Genomic DNA, 20,976 nt, shown 5'->3' on the forward strand with positions numbered 1-20,976 from the left:
TTTTAACAATATTATCCACTAATTGCATGTCACAAACAGATTTTGATAAAAAGATAAAATCGCTATTAAACGAGACCGTTCCTCTCATGGGACAGGCAGAATTGAGAGAAAAAATCAATAATAACGAGGTATTGATTTTAGACAGCAGGACTCAGAAAGAGTATGAGACTAGCCATATTGAGTCTGCAATATTTGTTGACTACGATAATTTTTCTGAAGAAATGGTGGCTGAGTTGGATAAGGAAAAGTCGGTGGTGGTATATTGCTCGGTGGGATATCGTAGTGAGAAAATTGGTGAAAAGCTACAGAAGTTTGGCTTTAAGGAAGTCTATAATTTATACGGAGGCATCTTTGATTGGAAGAATAATGGTGGAGAAGTGGTAAATAAAAGCGGAGTAACTGATAGCGTGCATACCTATAATAAAAAGTGGTCTCAATGGCTTATTAATGGAATTAGAGTATACTAATGAGTAAGAATCTTTTAATTGTATTCGTAAAGAATCCCGAAATAGGTAGAGTAAAAACGCGATTGGCTAAATCAATTGGAGATGACGAAGCCTTAGCCGTCTATCTGAAATTATTATCACACAGTCATAGAATGACAGAAAAATTGACTTGTGATGTAGCCATTTATTATGGGAAGTATGTTGATTCGGAAGATTTTTGGGACAATCATACCTATAAGAAACACGTGCAACGAGGCGAAACATTGGGAGAAAGAATGTATAACGCCATAGCGGATTCTTTGGCTGCCGGATATGAAAAAGTGAGTCTGGTAGGCTCTGATATATACGAGCTTAGTGAAAAGATCATTGATCAATCCTTTGCTAAACTGGATAATAAAGATGTAGTAATTGGACCAGCCAAAGATGGCGGCTATTATTTGATTGGTATGAAGAGACCCAATGAGGAAATCTTCAAGATTAAAAATTGGAGCACGCCACACGTTTTTAGCGATACAATTAAAAAAATTGAATCTCAAAAGCTGACTTATGGCCAAACAGCTCTTCTTAATGATATCGATGAACTCGAAGACCTGAAAGGAACAAATCTTTTAGATTAAGCGCGTAGAATATAACAAATCTACTATCAATTTATGCTAAGTGAATAATACTTGGTGTTTTTCCAAGATGTGGCTAATTTGGTTTTCCAATCGATTAGAATCATGCCTCGTAGTGCTAAAGAAATTTGGAAAAAGATTAAGTTTCCCGGTGGGTATAAAACAGATAAAAACTATCAGGTAAGTAATTATGGCAGGGTGCGCTTGCTGCTAAATGGGGCTGTTCAGATGAGGCGCATGATTCATTATGACGGTCAGATAAGGTATAGGTTTAGTATGCCTGCTTCTCTCAACGGTGGCGAACGTAAAATGATTTATGTAAAAGCGCCCATGCTCGTTGCCAAAAACTTTTGTAAAGATTACTTTGAGGGTTGCTATGTGCAGCACAAGGATTTTAACAGACTTAATAATTACTACACCAATATACTTTGTTTGGGCCTTCACGAGGCCCGATCACATGCAGCAAAAGGAAGGTATAAAAGAACACAAGAATTTTTGGTTGAGCCTCCGGAAGAGAAAATAATCAAAGAAACACACCGCATTACAATTGATGATGACTTCTTTAAACCGATACCGGGTTTTGCTAATTATGAAATTAGTCGTAGTGGCGTAATTAAGAGAAGAAAACCACCTTTGATTGGTCGAGTGATGAAGGCACGGGTTCACCCTGATGGCTTCTATTTCTTAGACCTACGTGACGATGATAATAAACGAAAAACAGTTTATGTACATAAAGCAGTAGCTCAGGTTTGGAATATTAATCTAAGGCCAACTGAACAAAATATCGTTGTTCACCTGGATGGGGATACTTTAAATAATCATTCGGACAACCTGGAGTGGATGACCCCATCAGCGGCCATGAAATTGCAATTCAAGCATAAGAAAAGGGATAACCGCAAATCATGGAAAACCCGTAAAAAGCTCTATGGAAATGGTTTTAAGAATAAAAAACCAGCAGGATACGAGACGGTAAATAAATAAAACTCCTCAAATACACGATTCGAGGAGTTTAGTCATATCTCAAATCTTACTCGTACTTGAGTGTATCTGCCGGATTGGCTTTAGCGGCCTTCACTGTTTGCGATGAAATGGTGAGCCCTACCATTACCAATAAAAATAAAATGCTTAAAAACACAGCTCCGATGCTTACTCCAGCATTATAGTGCTGCATGTAAGGCAACATAAAATCAAAAAGAGCATAGGTGAGTGGCACTGCAATAATGACGGATAATGCCGCCATACTGATATACTCTTTGGATAGAATAAAAGCTATTTTTTTAACGGAAGCGCCATGTACCTTTCTTATTCCTACCTCTTTGGTGCGGCTCTCCACATTAAATACCACCATTCCTAAGAGACCCAGGCAAGAAATCGTAATCGCCAGAAAGCCAAGAAAGCCTACCATTTTAACAAAATAATGATACCACACATACACATCGTTGATATCGCTACTTAAAAATGTTGCTTGAAATTCTCTTTCTGATAATTTTTCATACTCATCTTCAAGCTTATCAATTGTGCTAAAAACATCAGGTGTGTTGAGCTTTAGGTTAGCATATGCAAATTGCGAAGGATCATACCTAAAAAACATAGGCTTTATTTCATTTCGAATATCTGTGTAGTGAAAGTTTTGAACCACTCCAATGATGCTTACTTCAGTACCGTTTTCAAGAATCACTGTCTTGCCTAGTGCGTCATTATTATTTTCATAACCAAGACTAGCTACAAACTCTTCATTTACAATTACATAAGACTCTTGCTTTGGCATTTCAGAAGGGAAGTTTTTACCTGCCAATAATTGAATCTCATGAAGATCTAAATAGTTTTGATCGGCAAAAATTTGAAATACCTGACTAGAATCTCCATGATCAGATTGCTTGATCCATGTAAAATTGTGAGACCTGACGCCTACTATTGTTGAAGAAAAAGAGATAGCAGTTACTTCACTCAATTTTGAAGCTTCAGTTTTGAGTTGTTCGTATTTTGCATCATGGAGCTTTACATTTAGGACGTTTTCCTGCTCGAAACCCATTTTGTGATTGAGTGAATATCTGTACTGATCAAGCATGATGGCAACCGCCATGATAAACCCCAAGGAGAGGGTAAACTGCACTACCATGAGTGCCTTTTTCATGTTAAACTTGCCTGAGACCCGTGTAGGGAGTTTATTTTTTAGCGCATTTAATGGTTTCATTTTCGCAAAATGCAAGGCTGGTATGATGCCAATGAGAAAACCTGTAAACAAAGTGAAAGCTATGAAGGAGCCGATCATCAAAGGTGTAATCTCAAGAGAAAGACCTGCAGCCGATGCAGGGGCAAGAAACTCCATAAACTCTACACGTAGGTAGGTGAATAAAACATAGGAGAGTGCAAACGAGATGAGACAAACAAGCATAGTTTCTACAATAAATTGCAGAAAAATCTGCTGTTTTTGTCCACCCACTACTTTTCTCACACCTATTTCTTTAGCTCTTTTTAAAGCACGTGCCATTGAGATATTGGCATAATTAAAACAGGCCGGTATTAAAATGAACAATGCCATCACGCCAAATACTATCATAGAAATGGTGTCCCACTGCGGGCCCAAACTACGATTGAGTTCTTTACCCAAAGTGATATCCGACATGGCTTGTAATTCCATATTCACCTCGATATTGGGTGAGTTAGCTTGTTTGTTTTTGCTGATTTGTGCAATTCCATTTATTAGATTGTCGGGAGTAGAGCCATCTTTTAGTTGTATGTAGGTATAGTGATCTTCCAGATGGTCCCACTTAGTACTAAGTTTTGGCAGTATTTGTTGCTGCTCCAATTGAGTATATTTTTGATAAGAGCCAATGATGTCAAAATGGATATGCGATTTTTTTGGATGATCTTTCAGTACCCCTGTTACTACGAATTCGCCATAAGGCTCGATGGATACTACCTTACCCAGTGGGTCTTCTTCAGAAAATAGCTTTATCGATTCACTCTCTGTAATTAAAATATTGTTAGGCTGTGATAAAGCAGTACTTAGATCGCCTTTGATAAGCTCAAATGAAAAAACATCTAAAAAAGCAGGATCAACAAAGAAGCCATACATCGGAATGTACTTTCCATTATAATGAACTTCTCCTTCAAGCTGATTATTCATTTTTACGATATGCTTTATTTCAGAAAATTCGCTGACTAATTCAGCTGCAGGAGCGGGAGAAGTGGCCCAGTGTTCTACACTTTCTTTATCGTAAGTTTTAGTGATTATACGGTAAATCGAATCTCGATTTTTCTGAAATTTATCATATTCCAATATGTCGCTGATAACCGCAATCATCAGGAGGCTTATAGAAAGGCCAAGTGCAATGCCGATTACATTTATAGCCGTAAATAGCTTTTGTTTAAGCAGACTTCTGTAAGCTACTTTAAAGTAATTTTTAAACATTGTTGTTGAGTTTTGAGTGTTTGACAATAGGTGAAAAGCTGAGTCGTTTTTTCTTTTCTTTACCGAGTAGGAGGTAATAAGATCAATGATCTGTATCCAGTATTTTAGCTGGGCTTTCCAACGAGGCATTTTTGAGAGGTTGTTATCAAAAATCTCTTCAAGATCCCCTAACATATCTTCCACCAGGGCATCATTACAATACCATCGAAACAACCGAACGGCTGCTCTGGGTGGTTGGACTTGATTATTCATGACCTTCGGATAATATTTTTTCTACTCGTAACGCAGCGTTTCTGTAGGGTTAGAGTTAGCCACTTTCCACGTTTGTGAGATGACCGTAATTAGCCCTAAGAGAAGTAAGATTGCCAGACTAATAATTACAGGTAAAACACCAATGCCGGTTGAGTATGCGTTTTGTTGTGAGATAATCACTGTAAACAACATGTAAGATATGGGTATAGAAATCGCAGAGCCTATCATCATAAGCTTTAGAAAATCTTTCGTCAAAAGATAAGTTACGTTTACAACAGGAGCACCCATTACCTTTCTGATACCAACTTCTTTAGTGCGATTTTCTGTGCTGAATACCACCATGCTCAATAGACCAAGACATGAGATAGTGATGGCCAGGAACCCAAGAAAAAAGAAAATCTTCACAACATTAGAATAGATGTCAAAAGCTTCATCTATTTCTGCTGAGAAAAACTTAGCCTCCATTTTCATTGGGCTTAACTTCTTCCATTCTTCTTCAATATCGATAATAGTACCAGCAATATCATTTGATACTACTTTTACATTGGCGTATTTGAAATGCTCATCATTGTATCTGAAAATAATAGGCTGAATTTTTCTGGATAAGTTTTGAAAATGGAAGTTCTCAACAACCCCAGCTATACGAAGTTGTGTACTGTCATTTATGCTCACAGCTTCACCTACTGCCATTTCAGGACTATCAAAACCCTTTAGATTTGTGAATTTTTCATTGACAATCACAAACTGCTCATTAGAAGAGTTTAATGGTTCAAAGGTTTCACCAGCTACAAAATTTAAGTCAAGATTATTCATGTAGTTATGGTCAATAAACATTTGGGTGACCTCGGTAGAATCATCTAGATGCGGCAACCAGATTTGGGCATTAGAGTTAACTCCCAAAATATGCGATGACATAGAAACAGCTTCTATTGATGCTAGTTTGTCAAGGCTGGCACGTAAATTTTCAGGCTCTACACCCTGGAGCTCGATGTCCAAAATATTTTCCTGGTTAAACCCAAGGTCATAATTTATGGCTGTTCTGTATTGGTCTATAAAAACTACTATGCCCATAATAAAGCCAAATGACAAGGTAAACTGAATAACCAGTAGTGTTTTCTGCATATTAACCTTGCCAAGCACCTGAGACTTAGCTGTCTTTTTAAGAGCCGCTATAGGCTTAATTTTTGAGAAATGAATAGCAGGGAAAATACCAGCTAGTATGCCTGTGAGTATGGCAAAGAGTATTCCGTAGAGCAGGTTAATAGGCGTGATATCAAAATTTAGTGATGTGCTCCCTACAACCAACATCGACTGAAACTCACTGCGAATTAATGAGAATATAACATATGCTCCTGCAAGAGAAATCAAGGAGACGACTACTGTTTCTAGTATAAATTGTAAGAAAATCTGCTTTTTAATTCCACCAACTACTTTTCTCATACCAATTTCTTTGGCTCTACTCAGTGCCTTGGCTGTAGATATATTGGCATAGTTGAAACAGGCAGGAAGTAATATTAGAAGAGTAAGCGACAGACCCATTAGGTATATTTCAGTTCCCCAAGCAGTACCAATTTCATCACTTGTGTCACTACCTAAGGGGATATCATCCATGCGCTGCACTTTGAAAGTAGCATTGAATTGGTCAATATTCTTATATTTTTCCTTGGCGATAGTGTTAAGCGAAGCTGTTAGGAGGTCAGTTTTAGCATCTGAAGGCAACAATAGATAAGTATAATTGCCTCTATAATCTTCCCATTCGTTGAGATTAGCCTCTACCTTACCACTTGAGGCTAATTTAGCAAGTGCTTCATAGGGCACGATAGCCTCAAACCACATGTGCGAATTTTTTGGAATATCAGCCACTACACCTCTGACAGTGAAATCACCAAGTTTACCAAGTTGAATTACTTCTCCCAGAGGATTCTTTTCCGAGAATAACTTTTCTGCATAAGATTTTGTGATGTAGATGCCGTAGGGGTCATTCATCGATTTATCACCAGTCAATAGCTCAAAAGAGAAGACATTAAAGAAGTTCTTATCAGCGAAATAGCCTGATAGTGGTAATTCTTTATTGTCATATTTAGCTTCTGCTTTTAATGATTTATTGATTCTGATGACTTCACCAAAGCCGGAATGCTGCTCTTCTATAATCTCCGCTAATGGAGCTGGGGTAGAAGCCAGACGCTTGGTTTTAACTTTGTCATCGGTATTGCTGATGATTCTGTAAATATTGGCCCTATTTTCATGAAAGTTGTCATAAGTCTGGACGAAGGCGATTAGCGTAATAAACAATAAGCCGATAGACATACCTGCCGATAGGCCAATTATATTTATCACCGTAAAAAGTTTTTGTTTGCTGAGGCTTCTGAGGGCCACTTTTAGATAGTTTTTGAACATTGCTGTGTTGTTTTGAGTGATTGACAAGACATGAAAAGAGGAGTCATTTTTTCTCTTACGCACTGAGTAGGAGGTAATGAGGTCAATAACCTGAACCCAATAGTGAAGCTTGGCTTTCCAGACAGGCATTTTTGAGAGGTTGTTATCAAAAATTTCGTCCAGATCACCCAGCATATCTTCTACCATGGCATCCTTACAAAACCACCTAAAAAGGCGAACTGCAAGTTTAGGAGGGTTAGTCATGAGCAGGTTTTATATCGATTTGTGACATACTCCAAAGCTCATCTCTCAGCTCCTTCGATTTAGAGAGTGCGGTTTTACCTTCTGCAGTAAGGTTAAAAAATCTCTTTTTTCTACCACCGCGCTCACTGGTTGCGCCACCCAGCCAGGAGGAAATAAATTTCTTTTCCTCCAACCGTGTGAGAGTTGAATGCAAAGCTCCAATGCTGATACTTCGGTTTGTTCGACTTTCAATATCTTCTTTAATCGCAACTCCATAGGCTTCATTGCCAAATGCTGCGATGGTTAGTAATACTAATTCCTCAAATTCACCTAAGTACCCTTTCATATCAACAGTTTTATTTTCAATGATACGGAGAAGATTTTTATTTGTTTCTATTTTTAAGAAGAAATAAATATTGAGCTAAATAAGAAACATGTAAGTACCAACGGGGTTCTACCTAAAGTTTTGAGAGAAGGTAAGCTTTAACTTACGCCTATCCTTTGTTAATTAGTGTTATGAAAAAAATTTTATTCCACACATCTGACTATGGCTATTTGGCTGAAAAGATATTGAGTAAAGGTGATTTTGAGTCTGGAGAAGTAAAGGTTGAACACTTTTCAGATGATGAGCGATATCAGCGAATACTTACCGATGTTTCAGGCCTGGATGTGGTGTTGCTTGGCGGCACTATTAATGATGGCGCTACTTTAGAACTGTACGACCTAGCCTCAGCCATAGTAGGTTATGGCGCTAATTCCTTAAGTCTCATCGTACCCTATTTTGGGTATTCTACCATGGAGCGAGCAGTGCAAAAAGGTGAAGTTGTAACGGCTAAAACCAGGGCCCGTTTGCTGTCTACCATACCAAGTAGCTATAATGGCAATCGTATCTTTTTATTTGATTTGCACACAGAGGGTTTACCTCACTATTTTGAAAATAACCTTCGGGCTGTGCATGTTTATTGCAAATCAATTATCATGGATGCAGCTAAAGCATACGGTGGCGATGATTTTGTGTTGGCAAGTACAGATGCCGGTAGAGCAAAGTGGGTAGAATCCCTGGCCAACGATTTAGGCGTAAATGCGGCTTTTGTCCTTAAAAGAAGAATCTCTGGAGATCAAACAGAAATAAGTGCAATCAATGCAGACGTAAGTGGAAAAACTGTAATCATTTATGATGATATGATCAGGTCTGGGGGTAGTATCGTAAATGCCGCGCGTGTATACAAGGAAGCTGGAGCATCAAAGATTTTTGTCATTACTACACATGGCTTATTTATTGGCAACGGACTTCAAAAAATAAAGCAAAGTGGCTTGGTAGAAAAAGTAATTGCCTGCGATACGCACGCCAATGTAAACAGCATTACAGACGATTTTTTAGAAATACGTACTGTAGAACCGCTAATTACTAGTCTTTTTTAAGACCTTCATTAGGTTCTTCATGGTCGGTGTGTCTACTTAGTATTTGATTGATTTGTCTCAAGGCTTTGTCTAAATCATGAGCATTATATTGTAATTGCTCAAAATAATACTTGCGCAATTTATCAGACTTAAGATCTTCGTATTTGGCGAGATTCGTTAATCCCATAATTCTGGCTAGCGGGCTCCTCACTATGTGAGCGTTGATATCAGCATACCGTATGAGATCGTCACTCTGTGCTTCCATTTTTTTGGTTCTAGCCTGTAGTAAATCATGCATCTGATGTTGCACATCAGAAAGTGCTTCATTTTGTGTTTGAATCTCCTCTCGTTGAGAGTTGAGCTCGCCCTCATATTTGAGATGTTCTTTTTTAAACATCACATAACCGGAATAAATGAGAAGCGCGCTTATCACAATATTGACGTAATAAGGGCTGATTGGTCTTTCAAACGGATATATTGGTTCTACATAAGCATAAGCATGCTTCACAGCAATAAAGGTTACTATGCTTATAATAAATAGAGAAAAGTAATGCTTCTTTTTTTCGAAAAACAGAACAGGAGTGAGGGCAGTTGAAAAGAACAGGTAATCAAAACCCCCACCTTCACCATGGTACAGGCTGCCAAATATTTGCGTGAAGATTGCAATAATAAAAAAGACATACCGACTGGTAAACATATGACCTTTTACATGCATGTATAAGAGTATACTAAAAACAGCAACTTCACCTATACACATCAAGACTCCAGGGTAAAAACCCAAAATCAACAAAAAAAGACCAATGCATACCACCAATACAATCACTACCAATAGCAATAAATTGAATATCCTAAATATTCGATTGTCTTTGGTAGATAGATTAGGGTGGTTTAAGATTTTATCCAGGTAAATACCTCTCGGCATACTACTACACGTTTAGCACAATATACAACTCTTTTAATAATATTATTTAGTAATTACTACCTGTTGTAACTGCACGATGAAATTTTATTGATGTTTTAGGAGTATATTTTTTAAGTCAGCTGGAATCATCATTGGTCTCAGTGGAGGTACATTAGCTCCGCCTGTATTACCCACCGGGATTTTTCCAACAAATGACTTTACACCGCCAACCAGAAGTCTGGGAATTTGCCCAATTACTTCTTTTGCACTCTTTATTTGTATGCCAAAAAGTAACATTTTCCAATGTACATAACTGTGTGCGTAAGGGTAGGCCTGACCTATAATATGAGCACGTTCTAAATGACTCCAGGCAATTTGCAATTGATTATTATTCAGGAAATGGTAATAGCTCGAGAGCTCCTTTTCGTAGTATGGCTTAAGCGCTGATGGCATTCTGGTATTAAACTTCATAGTGATATTCTACGAGGTTTACTTTTACTGGTTACGGTTTTGCTGATTGTTGAGGGCAACTATCTTACCCTCCTGAAGTACCGGTACCACATCATATTCATCATGTTTCAGGCAAAACTCAATATCTTTGTGCACATTAAGTCTGTTTAGTCTTTTAGCGTGAGATGAAGATTGTACCCGAGCTACAATATCATGTTTCATAAAATTGTAGGAAGTCTCTGCCAACATAGGGGCATCGCAGGCATGCTCAAAATCGGGTTTAAGGGCCTCAGATAATGCTCCTGCAAAGAGAGAGTCTTCGAGGTTTACCTTGCCTTTCCAGCCTGCACATAAAATAAGAACATCCATATTTTTTGCTCTGAGATATTCTGCTACTGCTGAAATATTTAAAAATGCACCGATCACCACTTCAACCGCACCTTTAGATTTTTCTATCGCTCTGGTACCATTTGTTGTGGTTACTGCCACGTCCTGGCCTTTCACAGCCTCATCCATGTAGTCGTATGGCGAGTTACCCAAGTCAAAGCCATCGATCTTTTTACCGTTTCTTTCTCCTGCGGTGAGAAAACCTTTAGCACTCATAAGCATGCATTCTTCCATATCGGCAAAAGGTATTATGCTATTTACACCATGTGCAATACCTGTGGTCATACAGGAAGTAGCACGCAGGATGTCTACGACTACTACAATTTTATTTGAGACCTTATGTAGGTGAAGGAGATCAGGGCTTAAACAAACGTCTACAGTTTTCATGTTGCAATGATAACGAATTCAATTAATTTGAACCTTGATCACCAGCCAGTACCTGCTTTATCTCTAAAAGGATTGCCTCTTTATCCAATGGTTTATGAAATACTTTCCTCACTATTTGCTGTTCGACTGCCTGATCTAATTCTTCGGAATGCTCTAGACCGGTCAAAATGTAATAATGAATGTTTTGAAATTGACTTTTGGCTCTCTCAATGAGGTTAAGGCCGTTCATAATTGGCATCATCATATCGCTAATTACAATAGATATGCCACTGTTGTTTTGGGCTAATTTATTTAAAGCCTCTTCTCCAGAAAGAGCTGTTATTATATTAAATTTTGAACGAAAATTTGCCTCAAAAATAAAAAGATTGACTTTTTCATCGTCAACATAAAGTATTGATATCTCTTGATCCCCCTCCATAAAACGAGCCTTTCTTTAAGTTAAAAAATTTAAAATTTTTTACACTGTAAAATTTCTAAAATCTACCTTATATGGTTTTAATGTAGTATATTATTATTCTCATTTTTCCCATAAGTTTCTATGTCTCCTGAGTCTAAATACCCTGAAATAGAATACACCAAACATGATATAATTAATCGATCCTTAGTTTTTGGGCTTTTGATTGGTTCGTTGGCTTACATACTAAGTTTAAGTCGATTATTTCAATATGAGTTTGAGTTTTCCTTTGTGACTGATTTTGTTGTACTCCTAATTTTATTGATAATCACCTTAAAAAGGAGGGCGCTTTCACTGCAGGTGAAAGCGGCAGTTTTGTTAATTGGAATATTAATCGTTGTTAGTGTCGATGTCTATGAGTTATCTGTATTGTCTGCTAATAAAGTGCTTTTAATACTTATTCCTTTTTTTGCTATCATTTCTGTTTCGATCCGTAAAATGATTTGGATTGTTGCTTTCAGCATATTTGCAATGGTCGCTTTGGCTTATTTGCATATATCCGGTTTGTTGTCAATCAAAGATGGAGGCAATTTAGGGGTCGTGTCATGGATTATTAATTTCATGATGATTATCATGGTTGCATTTATCATTTTGCTGATCGTTAATAAGTTTAGTATCACTTATAATGGATTAGTTTCCTCTTTGTCCGCAAAAAATAATCAACTGACACTAAGTGAGATCAGACTTAAAGAGTATCAAAATCATTTAGAAGAGCTAGTGAGTAAAAAGACCCACAGTTTGTCACAGGCTAATAAAGAGCTAACTATTAAGAAAAAGGACGCAGAGGATGCTTTGAAGAAATTACAAGACGCTCAGGTGAAGCTATTGGAATCAGAGAAAATGGCTTCGTTGGGTCTAATGGCTTCTGGTATTGCCCATGAAATAAATAATCCCCTAAACTATATTAAAGGGGGCGTGGACGGTATCGAAGAACAATTAAAATCTAATGATTTAAATTCTGATTTCTATAAAGAGTTGAAGCCGTTATTTGAAGCGGTACATGAGGGTGTAAATCGGGCAAGTAATATTGTAAAAAGTATGAATGCCTATAGCTATACAAATACAGAAGACCCTCAACAATTTGAAGTACTAGAGATTGTTAATAATTGTATAAATCTATTGAAAGTCAATTTAAGTGCTATTAAAATTGATAGGCAGTATGCTTCAGGTCAAATAGAGATGTGGGGCTACCCTGGTAAGATACACCAGGTATTCCTTAACATTCTCACTAATGCTTTCCATGCAATAGGCAAATCAGGTACAATAACTATTAAGTCTGAGCTCAAAAATGATAATTTAAGAATTTCAATAAGTGATGATGGGAAGGGGATAAGTGAGGAAAATCAGCTTAAGATTTTTGATCCTTTTTTTACTACCAAAGAAATAGGAAAGGGTACAGGCTTAGGACTTTATATTGTAAAAAGTATTGTTGAAGAACATGAAGGAGAAATTGAGGTATCCTCAAAAAAAGATGAGGGAACGACATTCAGGTTATTGTTCCCTCTGGAAAGTAATTTAAACCCGCTTTTAAACCAAAGGTAGCTTTTGTACTACCGCTTTTAGCGACCGATTTCTCACGGCAATAAAAATCTCTGTATCAGGTTTGGCAAACTCTTTCTTTACATAACCCAGACCTATGCCTTGGCTTAGTGTCGGTGACTGAGTACCTGAAGTTACTCGGCCAATAGTGTTTCCATCAGCGTCTTGTATTTCGTAATCATGACGCGGAATGCCACGGTCAAGCATTTTAAAACCAACTAACTTTTGGTCTACACCTTCCTCTTTTTGCTTTTTAAGGGCATCCGAGTTTATAAAATCTTTGGTAAACTTGGTGATCCAGCCAAGACCTGCTTCGATAGGGGAGGTGGTGTCGTCAATGTCATTGCCATACAAGCAATATCCCATTTCCATACGCAAGGTATCTCTTGCTCCTAAACCAATTGGCTTGATGCCAAACTCCTCACCGGCTTCCATGACCTTGTTCCAAATCATCTCGGCATCTTTGTTATGCATGTAAATTTCAAACCCACCTGCACCAGTGTAGCCAGTGGCAGACATGATCACGTATTTCGCATCAGCGAAAGGACCAACTTCAAAGTTGTAAAACTTAATGTCTGACAAATTCATATCAGTAAGTTTTTGAAGCGTTTCTGTAGCTTTAGGGCCTTGTACAGCAAATAATGAGAAGTCATCAGAAATATTTCTCATCTCAGCACCTACATCGTTGTGCTTAGATATCCACTCCCAATCTTTTTCTATGTTAGAGGCATTTACAACTAACATGTACTCCTCTTCTCTGATTCTATAGACTAATAAATCGTCTACAATTCCTCCTTTATCATTTGGTAGGCAAGAGTACTGCGCTTTGCCAATGGTAAGTTTTGAGGCATCATTGCTGGTCACTTTCTGAATAAGCTCAAGGGCGTTTGGTCCCATAATCAAAAACTCACCCATGTGTGACACATCAAACATACCAACGGCATTTCTTACGGTATTGTGTTCTTCAATATCAGAAGAGTACCTCACCGGCATGTTGTATCCCGCAAAGGGAACCATTTTAGCACCTAATTTTTCGTGTAAGTCGTTGAGTTGTACTTTTTTCAATTCCATTATGGCAGATTTAGCGTTGGTATAGTTTTTTGTAATGCATAATTAGTGAGTCTCTTTATAATTTCAAAAGCACTTACTAAAAGTTCTCAGCTTCTCGCTTCGTTTTTTCTAATACAGCGTTATACTCCTGATAGAACTCACGATAAGCTTTAGGCGAAATAAGCTCCTGAAGTTTTTCAAGACTTATTTGTGCATATGATTCGTTCTCGATTCTTGCACACTGCAGCACATAGGCTTTGAGCAACCTGATGGACTGAGGATTAATTTCAAGGGCACTCAGTAAGATATTATATGCCTCGAATCTATCAGTTACGTTATAAAAGTTGGCTGCAGCTATTACACTCTCAGGAAAGAAAGGGTTTTTATAAGCAATGAGCGAGTAATGTTGCCTTGCCGCAGTAGTGTCTCCACTAGCTTCACTCAATAATCCTGTATAATAATTTTTCTCAATCTGACGGTCGGCACCGAAAGTCATGCCGTCATTGATTTTTGTAGCTAATCCTCTGATATTACCCTGCGCGGCCAGCATTTTTAATTCAAACCACTGTGCTCGCTCGTATACTGATCCGTCAGTTATCTGCAAGCCAGCCAACCTGCTGTATATCGAAACAGCCTCATCAGTTAAGTCTTGCCGCCATAGTTTTTGAGCCATGTCCAATATAGACTGAGCCTTTAAGTCTGCATCGCTTATCTCATCCACTATGTTTTTAAACGAAACTGTGTCCTGGTAAGTCGTGCGGTATTTTAGGAAATAGTACCGCTGTTTGTCAGACTCCAACATTGAAGGCTCCCAGGTGAGTATTGAAAGGATATTTGATGCGATTATCTGCGTATTCCTGTTTTTCTCAAGTAGCAACTCCTGCCAAAGTGTAATGGCTTCTTCTCTGTCCAGATTTTCAGTAAGGGCAATAGCCAAATTTAGTGTAGCGTTTTTATAATCTCGATTTTGGGCATACTCAAAATAATCTTTAGCCACATAAGGCACATCATGCTTTAAGGCCCACATGCCTAACGTGTTGAAATATTCTCCACTTTTAAGCTGACTGCTATTGGCCAACCAGTTGAGTTGTCTGAAAGACTGATTTAAATCTCCATTTTTCTCAAGATTGAATGCTGCAACCAACTGAAGAGATTCTCTGTAGTTGAGATTAGCCGGCATTGTGCTATAGGCCCTTACTACCTGAGTATCTAGCGAGTCTTCCTGAAAAAGATGATTAAAAGCGATGTTGTATAGAATCGATGATTGCAGATAACTTAATGCAGAGTCCTGTGGTTGGAAGCGTTCATTGGCCACTACCCCAAGCTTGTTTTTAAGGACAATGGTATTATTTATCGAAATAGGATCTCTCTGTATATCATACTCAGCAATCACTGAGTCTGGGTGAACGGGTATGTCATTCAGTGCCAACAACGTGAGTATGTTACTACCTGCCGTGGCTTGAGTTTCACTTATTTGAGTCGCCTTGTCCATGTAAAACGCAGCAGTATCAAGTACTCTTGTTTTAGAGTAAAGCAGACCTAAGTTATTAAGAATGTAGCCGTTGTTAGGAAATTTTTCGGCAGCGGTTTGCAAGGTGAAGACTGCATCAAAAAAATCGTCTCTATCAAAATGAATGCTGCTAAGGTTAATAAAACCTTGCGGTGATGGGTTCTTGGCAATGGCTTTTTCGTAACGCTCGATGGCATCTGTGCTTTTGTTTTGCTCGTGAGCTATAGTTGCCAGTGCATAGTTTGCTTTGTGATTATTAAAGGCGAAGTTGGCACCTTCGGTATAGAAGTGTTTTGCAATATCTATCTGGTTGTCTGATTTGTGTAAATCACCGATGCTGTTGTAATAAGCACCAAAACTTTGGTTTACCGGCACCTCGTAGTTGGACTTTACAGTAAAAGCAATAAAAGCGATTAGCCCTGCAAACCTGAACGTAAAGTAAGGCATGCCCGTAGGTTTGTATAATACCTTGTATACCGGTAACCCTCTCTTAAGAGGATCGATAAAGTTGGCTAGAATGTACACCACAAAGATAATTCCGTACCCGAGGTGGCTGTAGATGATTACATCTCTGAAAACTTCAATAGCCGGATCATTACCGGTGGCAAAAAAGTGCCCTAAGGTGGTAAAACAACAGATTGCCATCGAAATATAAAATAACGCACCAACCGGCCTGAATTTAAACATTGACTCATACTGGTACTCTCGAAGCTGATAACTCAATAAGCCTAAAATAGCCGAAGCTGTGAGTAGCAAGAAGAGATTTACGTATGGGAAATCCCAAACGATAATGTTGGTTTCATACAAATAAGCTAAAAAGAGGTTAGCCAGATAAATTACTGTGATGATTGAAAAATGTAGAAGATTGTTATTCTTTTTGGTACCCGCAGGATTTGCCGATTTTGTAATGAAATAAATAAACGCGGCCACTATTTCGTGGGCAATCATAAGTATGAATACCAATGATATAATAAGTGGATTGATGAGGCCATAACTCGCGAGGTGGAAGAATGGAGAATTAACCTCAGCAAAAAGCCAGATAATGATGGAAAAAATGGCTGTTAATCCTATAAAAGTAGCGAGTCGGGCTCCAAAGCTCACATTAGTTTTGAAGGAATTAAAAATATAAGTAGCTGGCAGAAATAATACCAGGGCAATAATAAGACCCAGTTTTCCGGTGCTGCCGAAAAGTAGTAAAAGCTCTAGCTTGAGATTGACTAGTACAATTACTAAAAGAGATGTGCCTACAAAGTAGTAAAAGCGAGGAAGGGTAGTAATTATAGCAATGAGTACGTTAAAACACAGTGTGGTTATAATTAGAAAAAGATAATACGACCACTCGTTTATTTCAGGAAAATTTCCCAAGTACTTTTGTGAGAAAACCTGGCTTTCTGCGCTAGTGCCCAAACTGAAAGGACCTACTTTAAAAGCTTCTATAGCAATTTGTATAGGCTCACTTTGAGCTAAAGTTGACCAACCCAAAATACTTTCGATACCCGTAAAGTGAAAGTATAGAGCGCAACAAATGCCTCCTATAAAAAGAAGAAAAAGGAATGTGTATATCTCACGAAAGGGCGATGCCCAATTTTTCCAGAAAAAACCTGATTGCATTATTAATTTAAAACTTTTGGAACCCTGAAATAATCAGCGTCTTTTTTAGGAGCATTTTCTAAAGCGCGCTCATGACTAAGGTGTGGCTTTGGTTCGTCTTCTCTAAGCGCATTGATTTCTTGTGACATGGTGGTCAAGGGTTCAACACCGTCTGTGTCTACCTCGTTGAGCTTCTCTACCCAATCAATAATTTCCGTCATATCCTTCATCATCTGCTCTGCTGAGTTTTCGTCAAACTCTAAACGAGCGAGATGTGCAGTTTTATTGAGTAGTTCTTTATCAATTTTCATTCAATTGATTTTTAAGTTCTGTATCGATTACGTTATACGTCTTTTCCTTCAACGTGTTTATGTCGGCTAGTGTTAGTCCTTGTGTATCAATAGGCTCGTGAAAAATGATTTTCAACGTTTTGATATTTGGCAGCCAAACAGAATCGGGCAAAATTATCCAATTATGAGGAATAGTGACCGGAATAATAGGGATTTGTTTCTCAATAGCTGCTCTAAACGCACCATCCTTAAACCTTGCCATTTGTGGAGGATTTTTAGTTATCATTCCACCTTCGGGAAAGATGGTTAGGTTTTTTCCCTCATCAATAGCTTCCATTGTTTTAAGCAACGTATTATACCGGCTTTTAAGGCTTTCTCGATTTACAGTTATGTGTAGTTTTCTGTACATAAAACCGAAGAATGGAATTTTTTCCATGTCGCTTTTCCCTACAAAAATGGAGTTGAATCTATTTAGCCCCATCGTTGGTATATCCAGATAAGAAAAGTGGTTAGGGCAAAATATATATTGTTTCGATTTATCAACAGGAAGCCGGTACTCTACCTTAGTGGGAATAAAAACCAGGGGGAAGAAAATGCGAGCCCACAGTCTATTAAAAACCCCAACCAAATGATGCTGCTTGGGAAACGCTATGGGAATGAGCAGCAGCAGAAAAATGAAAACAAATAAAATGGCAAAGACGCATGCAGCATACGCAGCATGCAGTCCTTTAAGAAATTTTTTCACTAGCGTGACCGGCTGTTTATTCGTTGTGAGGTAAATGATTCGAAATTAAAATTAAGTCAGTTTGGCGCCCATCGATGTAGTTTACACCGTTTTTGTCAAAATAAGCTTCTTCTTCTAGCATGATTCTTATTTCCTTATTCCATTCTTCAATAAATGTGGCCGCATTTAATTCGATAGAATATGCCGTATTGAGATGTAAAGGATAGTCGCCATTAACAGGTACTCCGTCCTGTGAGTCCCACATGCCAAGCGTAGTGCCGGCCGCATGACCATGATAACCTATCGGGTGAGTATAAATGGAAGGCTTAATTCCCTCAGCAATGGCTTGCTCTCGCGATGCTTTTAATACCTCATTGCCAGTTTTGCCTTCAGCAAAGTTGTTGGTGAATATGTCTTGTAAGCGATTACCATTTTTAAATGCTTTTTTGAGATACTCAGGAGCCTCAGTTTCACCAGGTCTCAAAACGTAAGCGTGCTGTTGCGTGTCTGTGTTTAGCCTTAGGTAAGTAATACCAAAATCACAGTGTAGCAAATCGCCAGGTAGTATTATATTTTTTTCCGGCCTTTTAGAAAATGTCCTCAGATGATCAAAAGACTCCGGATCTGCACGTTGTACATCTACGGTTGGGTGAAACCAGGTCTGCAGCTTTAGTTCACGCACTTTTTCTCTCATCCACCAGACCACATCTTCGGTAGTGGTCACTCCAGGCTGAATTACCCGGTCAGAAAAAGCCTCAGCAATAATCTCATGAGCGATTCGACAAATCTGCGGATAAATCGTCATTTCAGACGGTGTGCGTGTTTCGAGCCAACCGATGGCCACTTTCTCTGCACTTACAATTCTATCCTGATACTTTTTTGGTAAAGAAGCCTTTAACTCTTCAAAATCTGTGGCAACAATACCATCTGCCAAACCAAAATATTCAGATTTATTTACTCCAATTTTCTTCGGATTTCTCTCTTCAATAATTTCTTTTAATCGCGCCCATTGGTCGGGCTGTTTTTCTTTATCCCAGGCACTTTGGAAGGCCGAACCAACATTATATCGAGCTACTGCAAGTGCTTCGATACCTTCGTCTCCTCCCTTATCATACATCACTAAAATTGTTCTTCTGCGGGCGGCAAGCCATGTGGCAGGTAGCAGCGTTTCAATCACCGGATCTTCGTTATACTCACGTGAAATCACCAGCCACATATCAATGCCTTCTCTACGCATGAGCTTAGGCAGTACGGTTTGGATTTTTTCTTCGAGTAATCTGTCTATTACTTCCGCACGCTCCTTCATAGACAATATTTTAGGGTAATTGTCTTGAGCGAATAAAGTGGTTGAAAATAATATGAGAAGTGCTGTAAAGAGATTTTTCATAACCTAAAGATATGAAAATGGAATAAAAAGCAACGGCTATCGCAATACTCTTATGCCAGCGTTGAGTGTTTCTCCTGCACCTTCTGTAAGGCTGCCATAAACAAAATTGGTATACAAAAATTCTAACTCCAGGTGCCCCTCAATGAGTTGATATTTAATACCAACCCCGGCCTGCAGAAAGAAAGAATGAAAGGCCCGCGCCTCCTGTAGAGCAGCATCGTAGTGCACTGGCCAAAATTCCGTAGTGGCATAGACTGTAAACTTACAGGTTGGTAGGTAGCTGAAAAATATGCTTGTTGGCGTTTGCAGATAGTTGTTGTTGCGAAAAGAGTTTCTTACAAAAGCATACCAGATAGAAAACTGGGCAAATACCTGAAAATCGGGAGCGACAATTCTGTCATAAAAGAATTGATTGATCCATAAGGTGCGATCATGCTCTAAAAAAGCGCGGTCTGTATCACCTTCCAGATCTTGAGCGGCAGGGAATAACAACGTGCTTTGAAAAGAAAACCCGGGCACACCTGTTGGCAAGATCTTTATTTTAGGCCCCACACCCGATATGGCGGTCCAGTTGGCTGATGGATTTGCTTCTATGTCAACGGCCTTAAGCCATACATCAAAACCTATATTAACCCTGTCGGAGACGCCATACAAAAACTGGTTGATCATGGTGTAATATGACTCTCGCCCACGGCCTGTGAGTACTTTGCCACCATTAGGGCCAAACTGTTTGGTTTGTGTGTAGTAATTATGGAAGTTTTTAAACTCCCACTGGCCCGGCAGCAAAAGCACCGATGGTGTGTAGTTTTGCAGACCACTTTGAGCAAAGCCGAAGGATACTATGCAACAGAAAAAACTTGTAGATAGGAAGATTTTAAGCCAGCGGGAAAACACCTTATTTTAATTTTTCGAGGTCCCGGATTAATATTTTTCTTCTATCAAAGTTGATGAGGTTTTGCTCTTTTAATTCGTTTAAGATAGTGGTTACGGTCTGTCGAGAGGTGCCTGTGAGGTTAGCAATATCTTTATGAGTAAGCCGTGTGGGTATCATGGTTTCAAAGCCTACTTTTTTACCTTTCCACTCAGCGGCATCTTTTAAAAACTCAATGATTCTGGTACGAGCATCTTTAAAAACCAAAGACTCTATCTTTCGCTCCAGCTTTCTTATTCTTAAACCGATAAGTTTATAAATTTTAAAACTGAGCTCCTTGTCTTCGAGCATAAGATTTTTCATATCCTCAATGCCCATCGGGCATACCGATGTGTTGTCATCCAGAGACTGAGCGAAATCTTCACGTGTTTCTTCACCAGTAAGCGCAAGTTCCCCAAAAATTTCTCCTTTGCTCAGAATTGCTTTTACTACTTCTTTTCCATCTTCGGTATAATGGCCAATTTTTACCCGGCCTTCTGCAATCATGTAGATGTATTTGGCCTTCTCGTTGGTGAAATAAATAAACTCGTTTTTCTTATAAGCGCTCATGGGGTACTTCTCTTCCATTGCCCCTACCTTTCGCGGACATAAAACGCTAAAAAGATCAACATCTTCAAGAAACCAAAGGC

Annotated in this window: 19 protein-coding genes; 5 read left to right on the forward strand and 14 right to left on the reverse strand. The window is 38.6% G+C overall.

Going from position 1 to position 20,976, the window contains the following annotated elements:
• The 3 genes from E1176_RS17945 to E1176_RS17955 form a co-directional block, all read left to right on the forward strand.
• A partial coding sequence (locus E1176_RS17945; RefSeq protein ID WP_222933177.1) for a rhodanese-like domain-containing protein occupies positions 1 to 467 on the forward strand: 467 nt, incomplete at its 5' end.
• Positions 467 to 1,063 (forward strand): TIGR04282 family arsenosugar biosynthesis glycosyltransferase, encoded by a 597-nt coding sequence (locus E1176_RS17950; protein WP_155212428.1) that lies wholly within the window; start codon positions 467 to 469, stop codon positions 1,061 to 1,063. The genes E1176_RS17945 and E1176_RS17950, both read left to right, overlap by 1 nt.
• Positions 1,064 to 1,132: 69 nt before the next feature.
• On the forward strand, positions 1,133 to 2,041 hold the full coding sequence (locus E1176_RS17955; RefSeq protein WP_155212429.1) for an NUMOD4 domain-containing protein: 909 nt from the start codon (positions 1,133 to 1,135) through the stop codon (positions 2,039 to 2,041).
• Between the two features lie 46 nt (positions 2,042 to 2,087).
• Here the strand turns inward: E1176_RS17955 and E1176_RS17960 are convergent, their stop codons facing one another.
• Genes E1176_RS17960 through E1176_RS17970 form a run of 3 tightly spaced genes read right to left on the reverse strand, consistent with a single transcriptional unit; the run spans position 2,088 to position 7,692 of the window.
• Complete coding sequence (locus E1176_RS17960) at positions 2,088 to 4,727, reverse strand: ABC transporter permease (protein WP_155212430.1); 2,640 nt, start codon at positions 4,725 to 4,727, stop codon at positions 2,088 to 2,090.
• Between the two features lie 21 nt (positions 4,728 to 4,748).
• The gene (locus E1176_RS17965) at positions 4,749 to 7,367 is read right to left on the reverse strand and encodes an ABC transporter permease (RefSeq protein WP_155212431.1); all 2,619 of its coding nucleotides are present in this window, start codon (positions 7,365 to 7,367) and stop codon (positions 4,749 to 4,751) included.
• Positions 7,360 to 7,692, reverse strand: coding sequence for a PadR family transcriptional regulator (locus E1176_RS17970; protein ID WP_155212432.1), 333 nt, complete (start codon positions 7,690 to 7,692; stop codon positions 7,360 to 7,362). The genes E1176_RS17965 and E1176_RS17970 overlap by 8 nt, the downstream gene beginning before the upstream one ends.
• 170 nt (positions 7,693 to 7,862) lie before the next feature.
• On the opposite strand from E1176_RS17970, the gene E1176_RS17975 reads away from it, so the two are divergent.
• Entirely contained in the window at positions 7,863 to 8,768 is a 906-nt protein-coding gene (locus E1176_RS17975) for a ribose-phosphate diphosphokinase (RefSeq protein ID WP_155212433.1), read from the forward strand.
• Here the strand turns inward: E1176_RS17975 and E1176_RS17980 are convergent.
• The 4 genes from E1176_RS17980 to E1176_RS17995 all read right to left on the reverse strand — a co-directional run bounded on the left by E1176_RS17980 (position 8,755) and on the right by E1176_RS17995 (position 11,290).
• Positions 8,755 to 9,669, reverse strand: a complete 915-nt coding sequence (locus E1176_RS17980) for a hypothetical protein (RefSeq protein WP_155212434.1) — start codon at positions 9,667 to 9,669, stop codon at positions 8,755 to 8,757. The genes E1176_RS17975 and E1176_RS17980 overlap by 14 nt on opposite strands.
• Positions 9,670 to 9,753: 84 nt before the next feature.
• Positions 9,754 to 10,119 carry a DUF3703 domain-containing protein gene (locus E1176_RS17985; RefSeq protein ID WP_155212435.1) on the reverse strand — a complete coding sequence of 122 codons (366 nt, stop codon included), beginning with the start codon at positions 10,117 to 10,119 and terminating at the stop codon, positions 9,754 to 9,756.
• A 24-nt stretch (positions 10,120 to 10,143) separates the two neighbouring features.
• A complete protein-coding gene (locus E1176_RS17990) occupies positions 10,144 to 10,872 on the reverse strand; it encodes a 2-phosphosulfolactate phosphatase (protein ID WP_155212436.1) in 729 nt (242 codons plus the stop codon).
• Positions 10,873 to 10,894: 22 nt separating this feature from the next.
• On the reverse strand, positions 10,895 to 11,290 hold the full coding sequence (locus E1176_RS17995) for a response regulator (RefSeq protein WP_155212437.1): 396 nt from the start codon (positions 11,288 to 11,290) through the stop codon (positions 10,895 to 10,897).
• 267 nt (positions 11,291 to 11,557) lie between these two features.
• Here E1176_RS17995 and E1176_RS21400 point away from each other — a divergent pair, with 267 nt between their 5' ends.
• Complete coding sequence (locus tag E1176_RS21400; protein ID WP_185152871.1) at positions 11,558 to 12,868, forward strand: ATP-binding protein; 1,311 nt, start codon at positions 11,558 to 11,560, stop codon at positions 12,866 to 12,868.
• On the opposite strand, the gene gcvT is transcribed toward E1176_RS21400, so the two are convergent.
• From gcvT to E1176_RS18035, 7 genes are all read right to left on the reverse strand, one after another.
• Positions 12,854 to 13,936 (reverse strand): glycine cleavage system aminomethyltransferase GcvT, encoded by a 1,083-nt coding sequence (gcvT, locus tag E1176_RS18005; protein ID WP_155212439.1) that lies wholly within the window; start codon positions 13,934 to 13,936, stop codon positions 12,854 to 12,856. The genes E1176_RS21400 and gcvT overlap by 15 nt on opposite strands.
• A gap of 76 nt (positions 13,937 to 14,012) precedes the next feature.
• Complete coding sequence (locus E1176_RS18010) at positions 14,013 to 17,036, reverse strand: UDP-N-acetylglucosamine--peptide N-acetylglucosaminyltransferase SPINDLY family protein (protein WP_155212440.1); 3,024 nt, start codon at positions 17,034 to 17,036, stop codon at positions 14,013 to 14,015.
• A 2-nt stretch (positions 17,037 to 17,038) separates the two neighbouring features.
• On the reverse strand, positions 17,039 to 17,326 hold the full coding sequence (gatC, locus tag E1176_RS18015; protein ID WP_155212441.1) for an Asp-tRNA(Asn)/Glu-tRNA(Gln) amidotransferase subunit GatC: 288 nt from the start codon (positions 17,324 to 17,326) through the stop codon (positions 17,039 to 17,041).
• Positions 17,316 to 18,050 carry a 1-acyl-sn-glycerol-3-phosphate acyltransferase gene (locus E1176_RS18020; RefSeq protein WP_185152872.1) on the reverse strand — a complete coding sequence of 245 codons (735 nt, stop codon included), beginning with the start codon at positions 18,048 to 18,050 and terminating at the stop codon, positions 17,316 to 17,318. Before E1176_RS18020 ends, gatC begins: the two co-directional genes overlap by 11 nt.
• Positions 18,051 to 18,066: 16 nt before the next feature.
• Entirely contained in the window at positions 18,067 to 19,416 is a 1,350-nt protein-coding gene (locus E1176_RS18025) for a M24 family metallopeptidase (RefSeq protein ID WP_155212442.1), read from the reverse strand.
• Positions 19,417 to 19,452: 36 nt separating this feature from the next.
• Positions 19,453 to 20,310 carry a hypothetical protein gene (locus tag E1176_RS18030; protein ID WP_155212443.1) on the reverse strand — a complete coding sequence of 286 codons (858 nt, stop codon included), beginning with the start codon at positions 20,308 to 20,310 and terminating at the stop codon, positions 19,453 to 19,455.
• Position 20,311: 1 nt separating this feature from the next.
• A partial coding sequence (locus tag E1176_RS18035; RefSeq protein ID WP_155212444.1) for a Crp/Fnr family transcriptional regulator occupies positions 20,312 to 20,976 on the reverse strand: 665 nt, incomplete at its 5' end.

Source organism: Fulvivirga aurantia (assembly GCF_009711475.1).
Taxonomy (GTDB): domain Bacteria; phylum Bacteroidota; class Bacteroidia; order Cytophagales; family Cyclobacteriaceae; genus Fulvivirga; species Fulvivirga aurantia.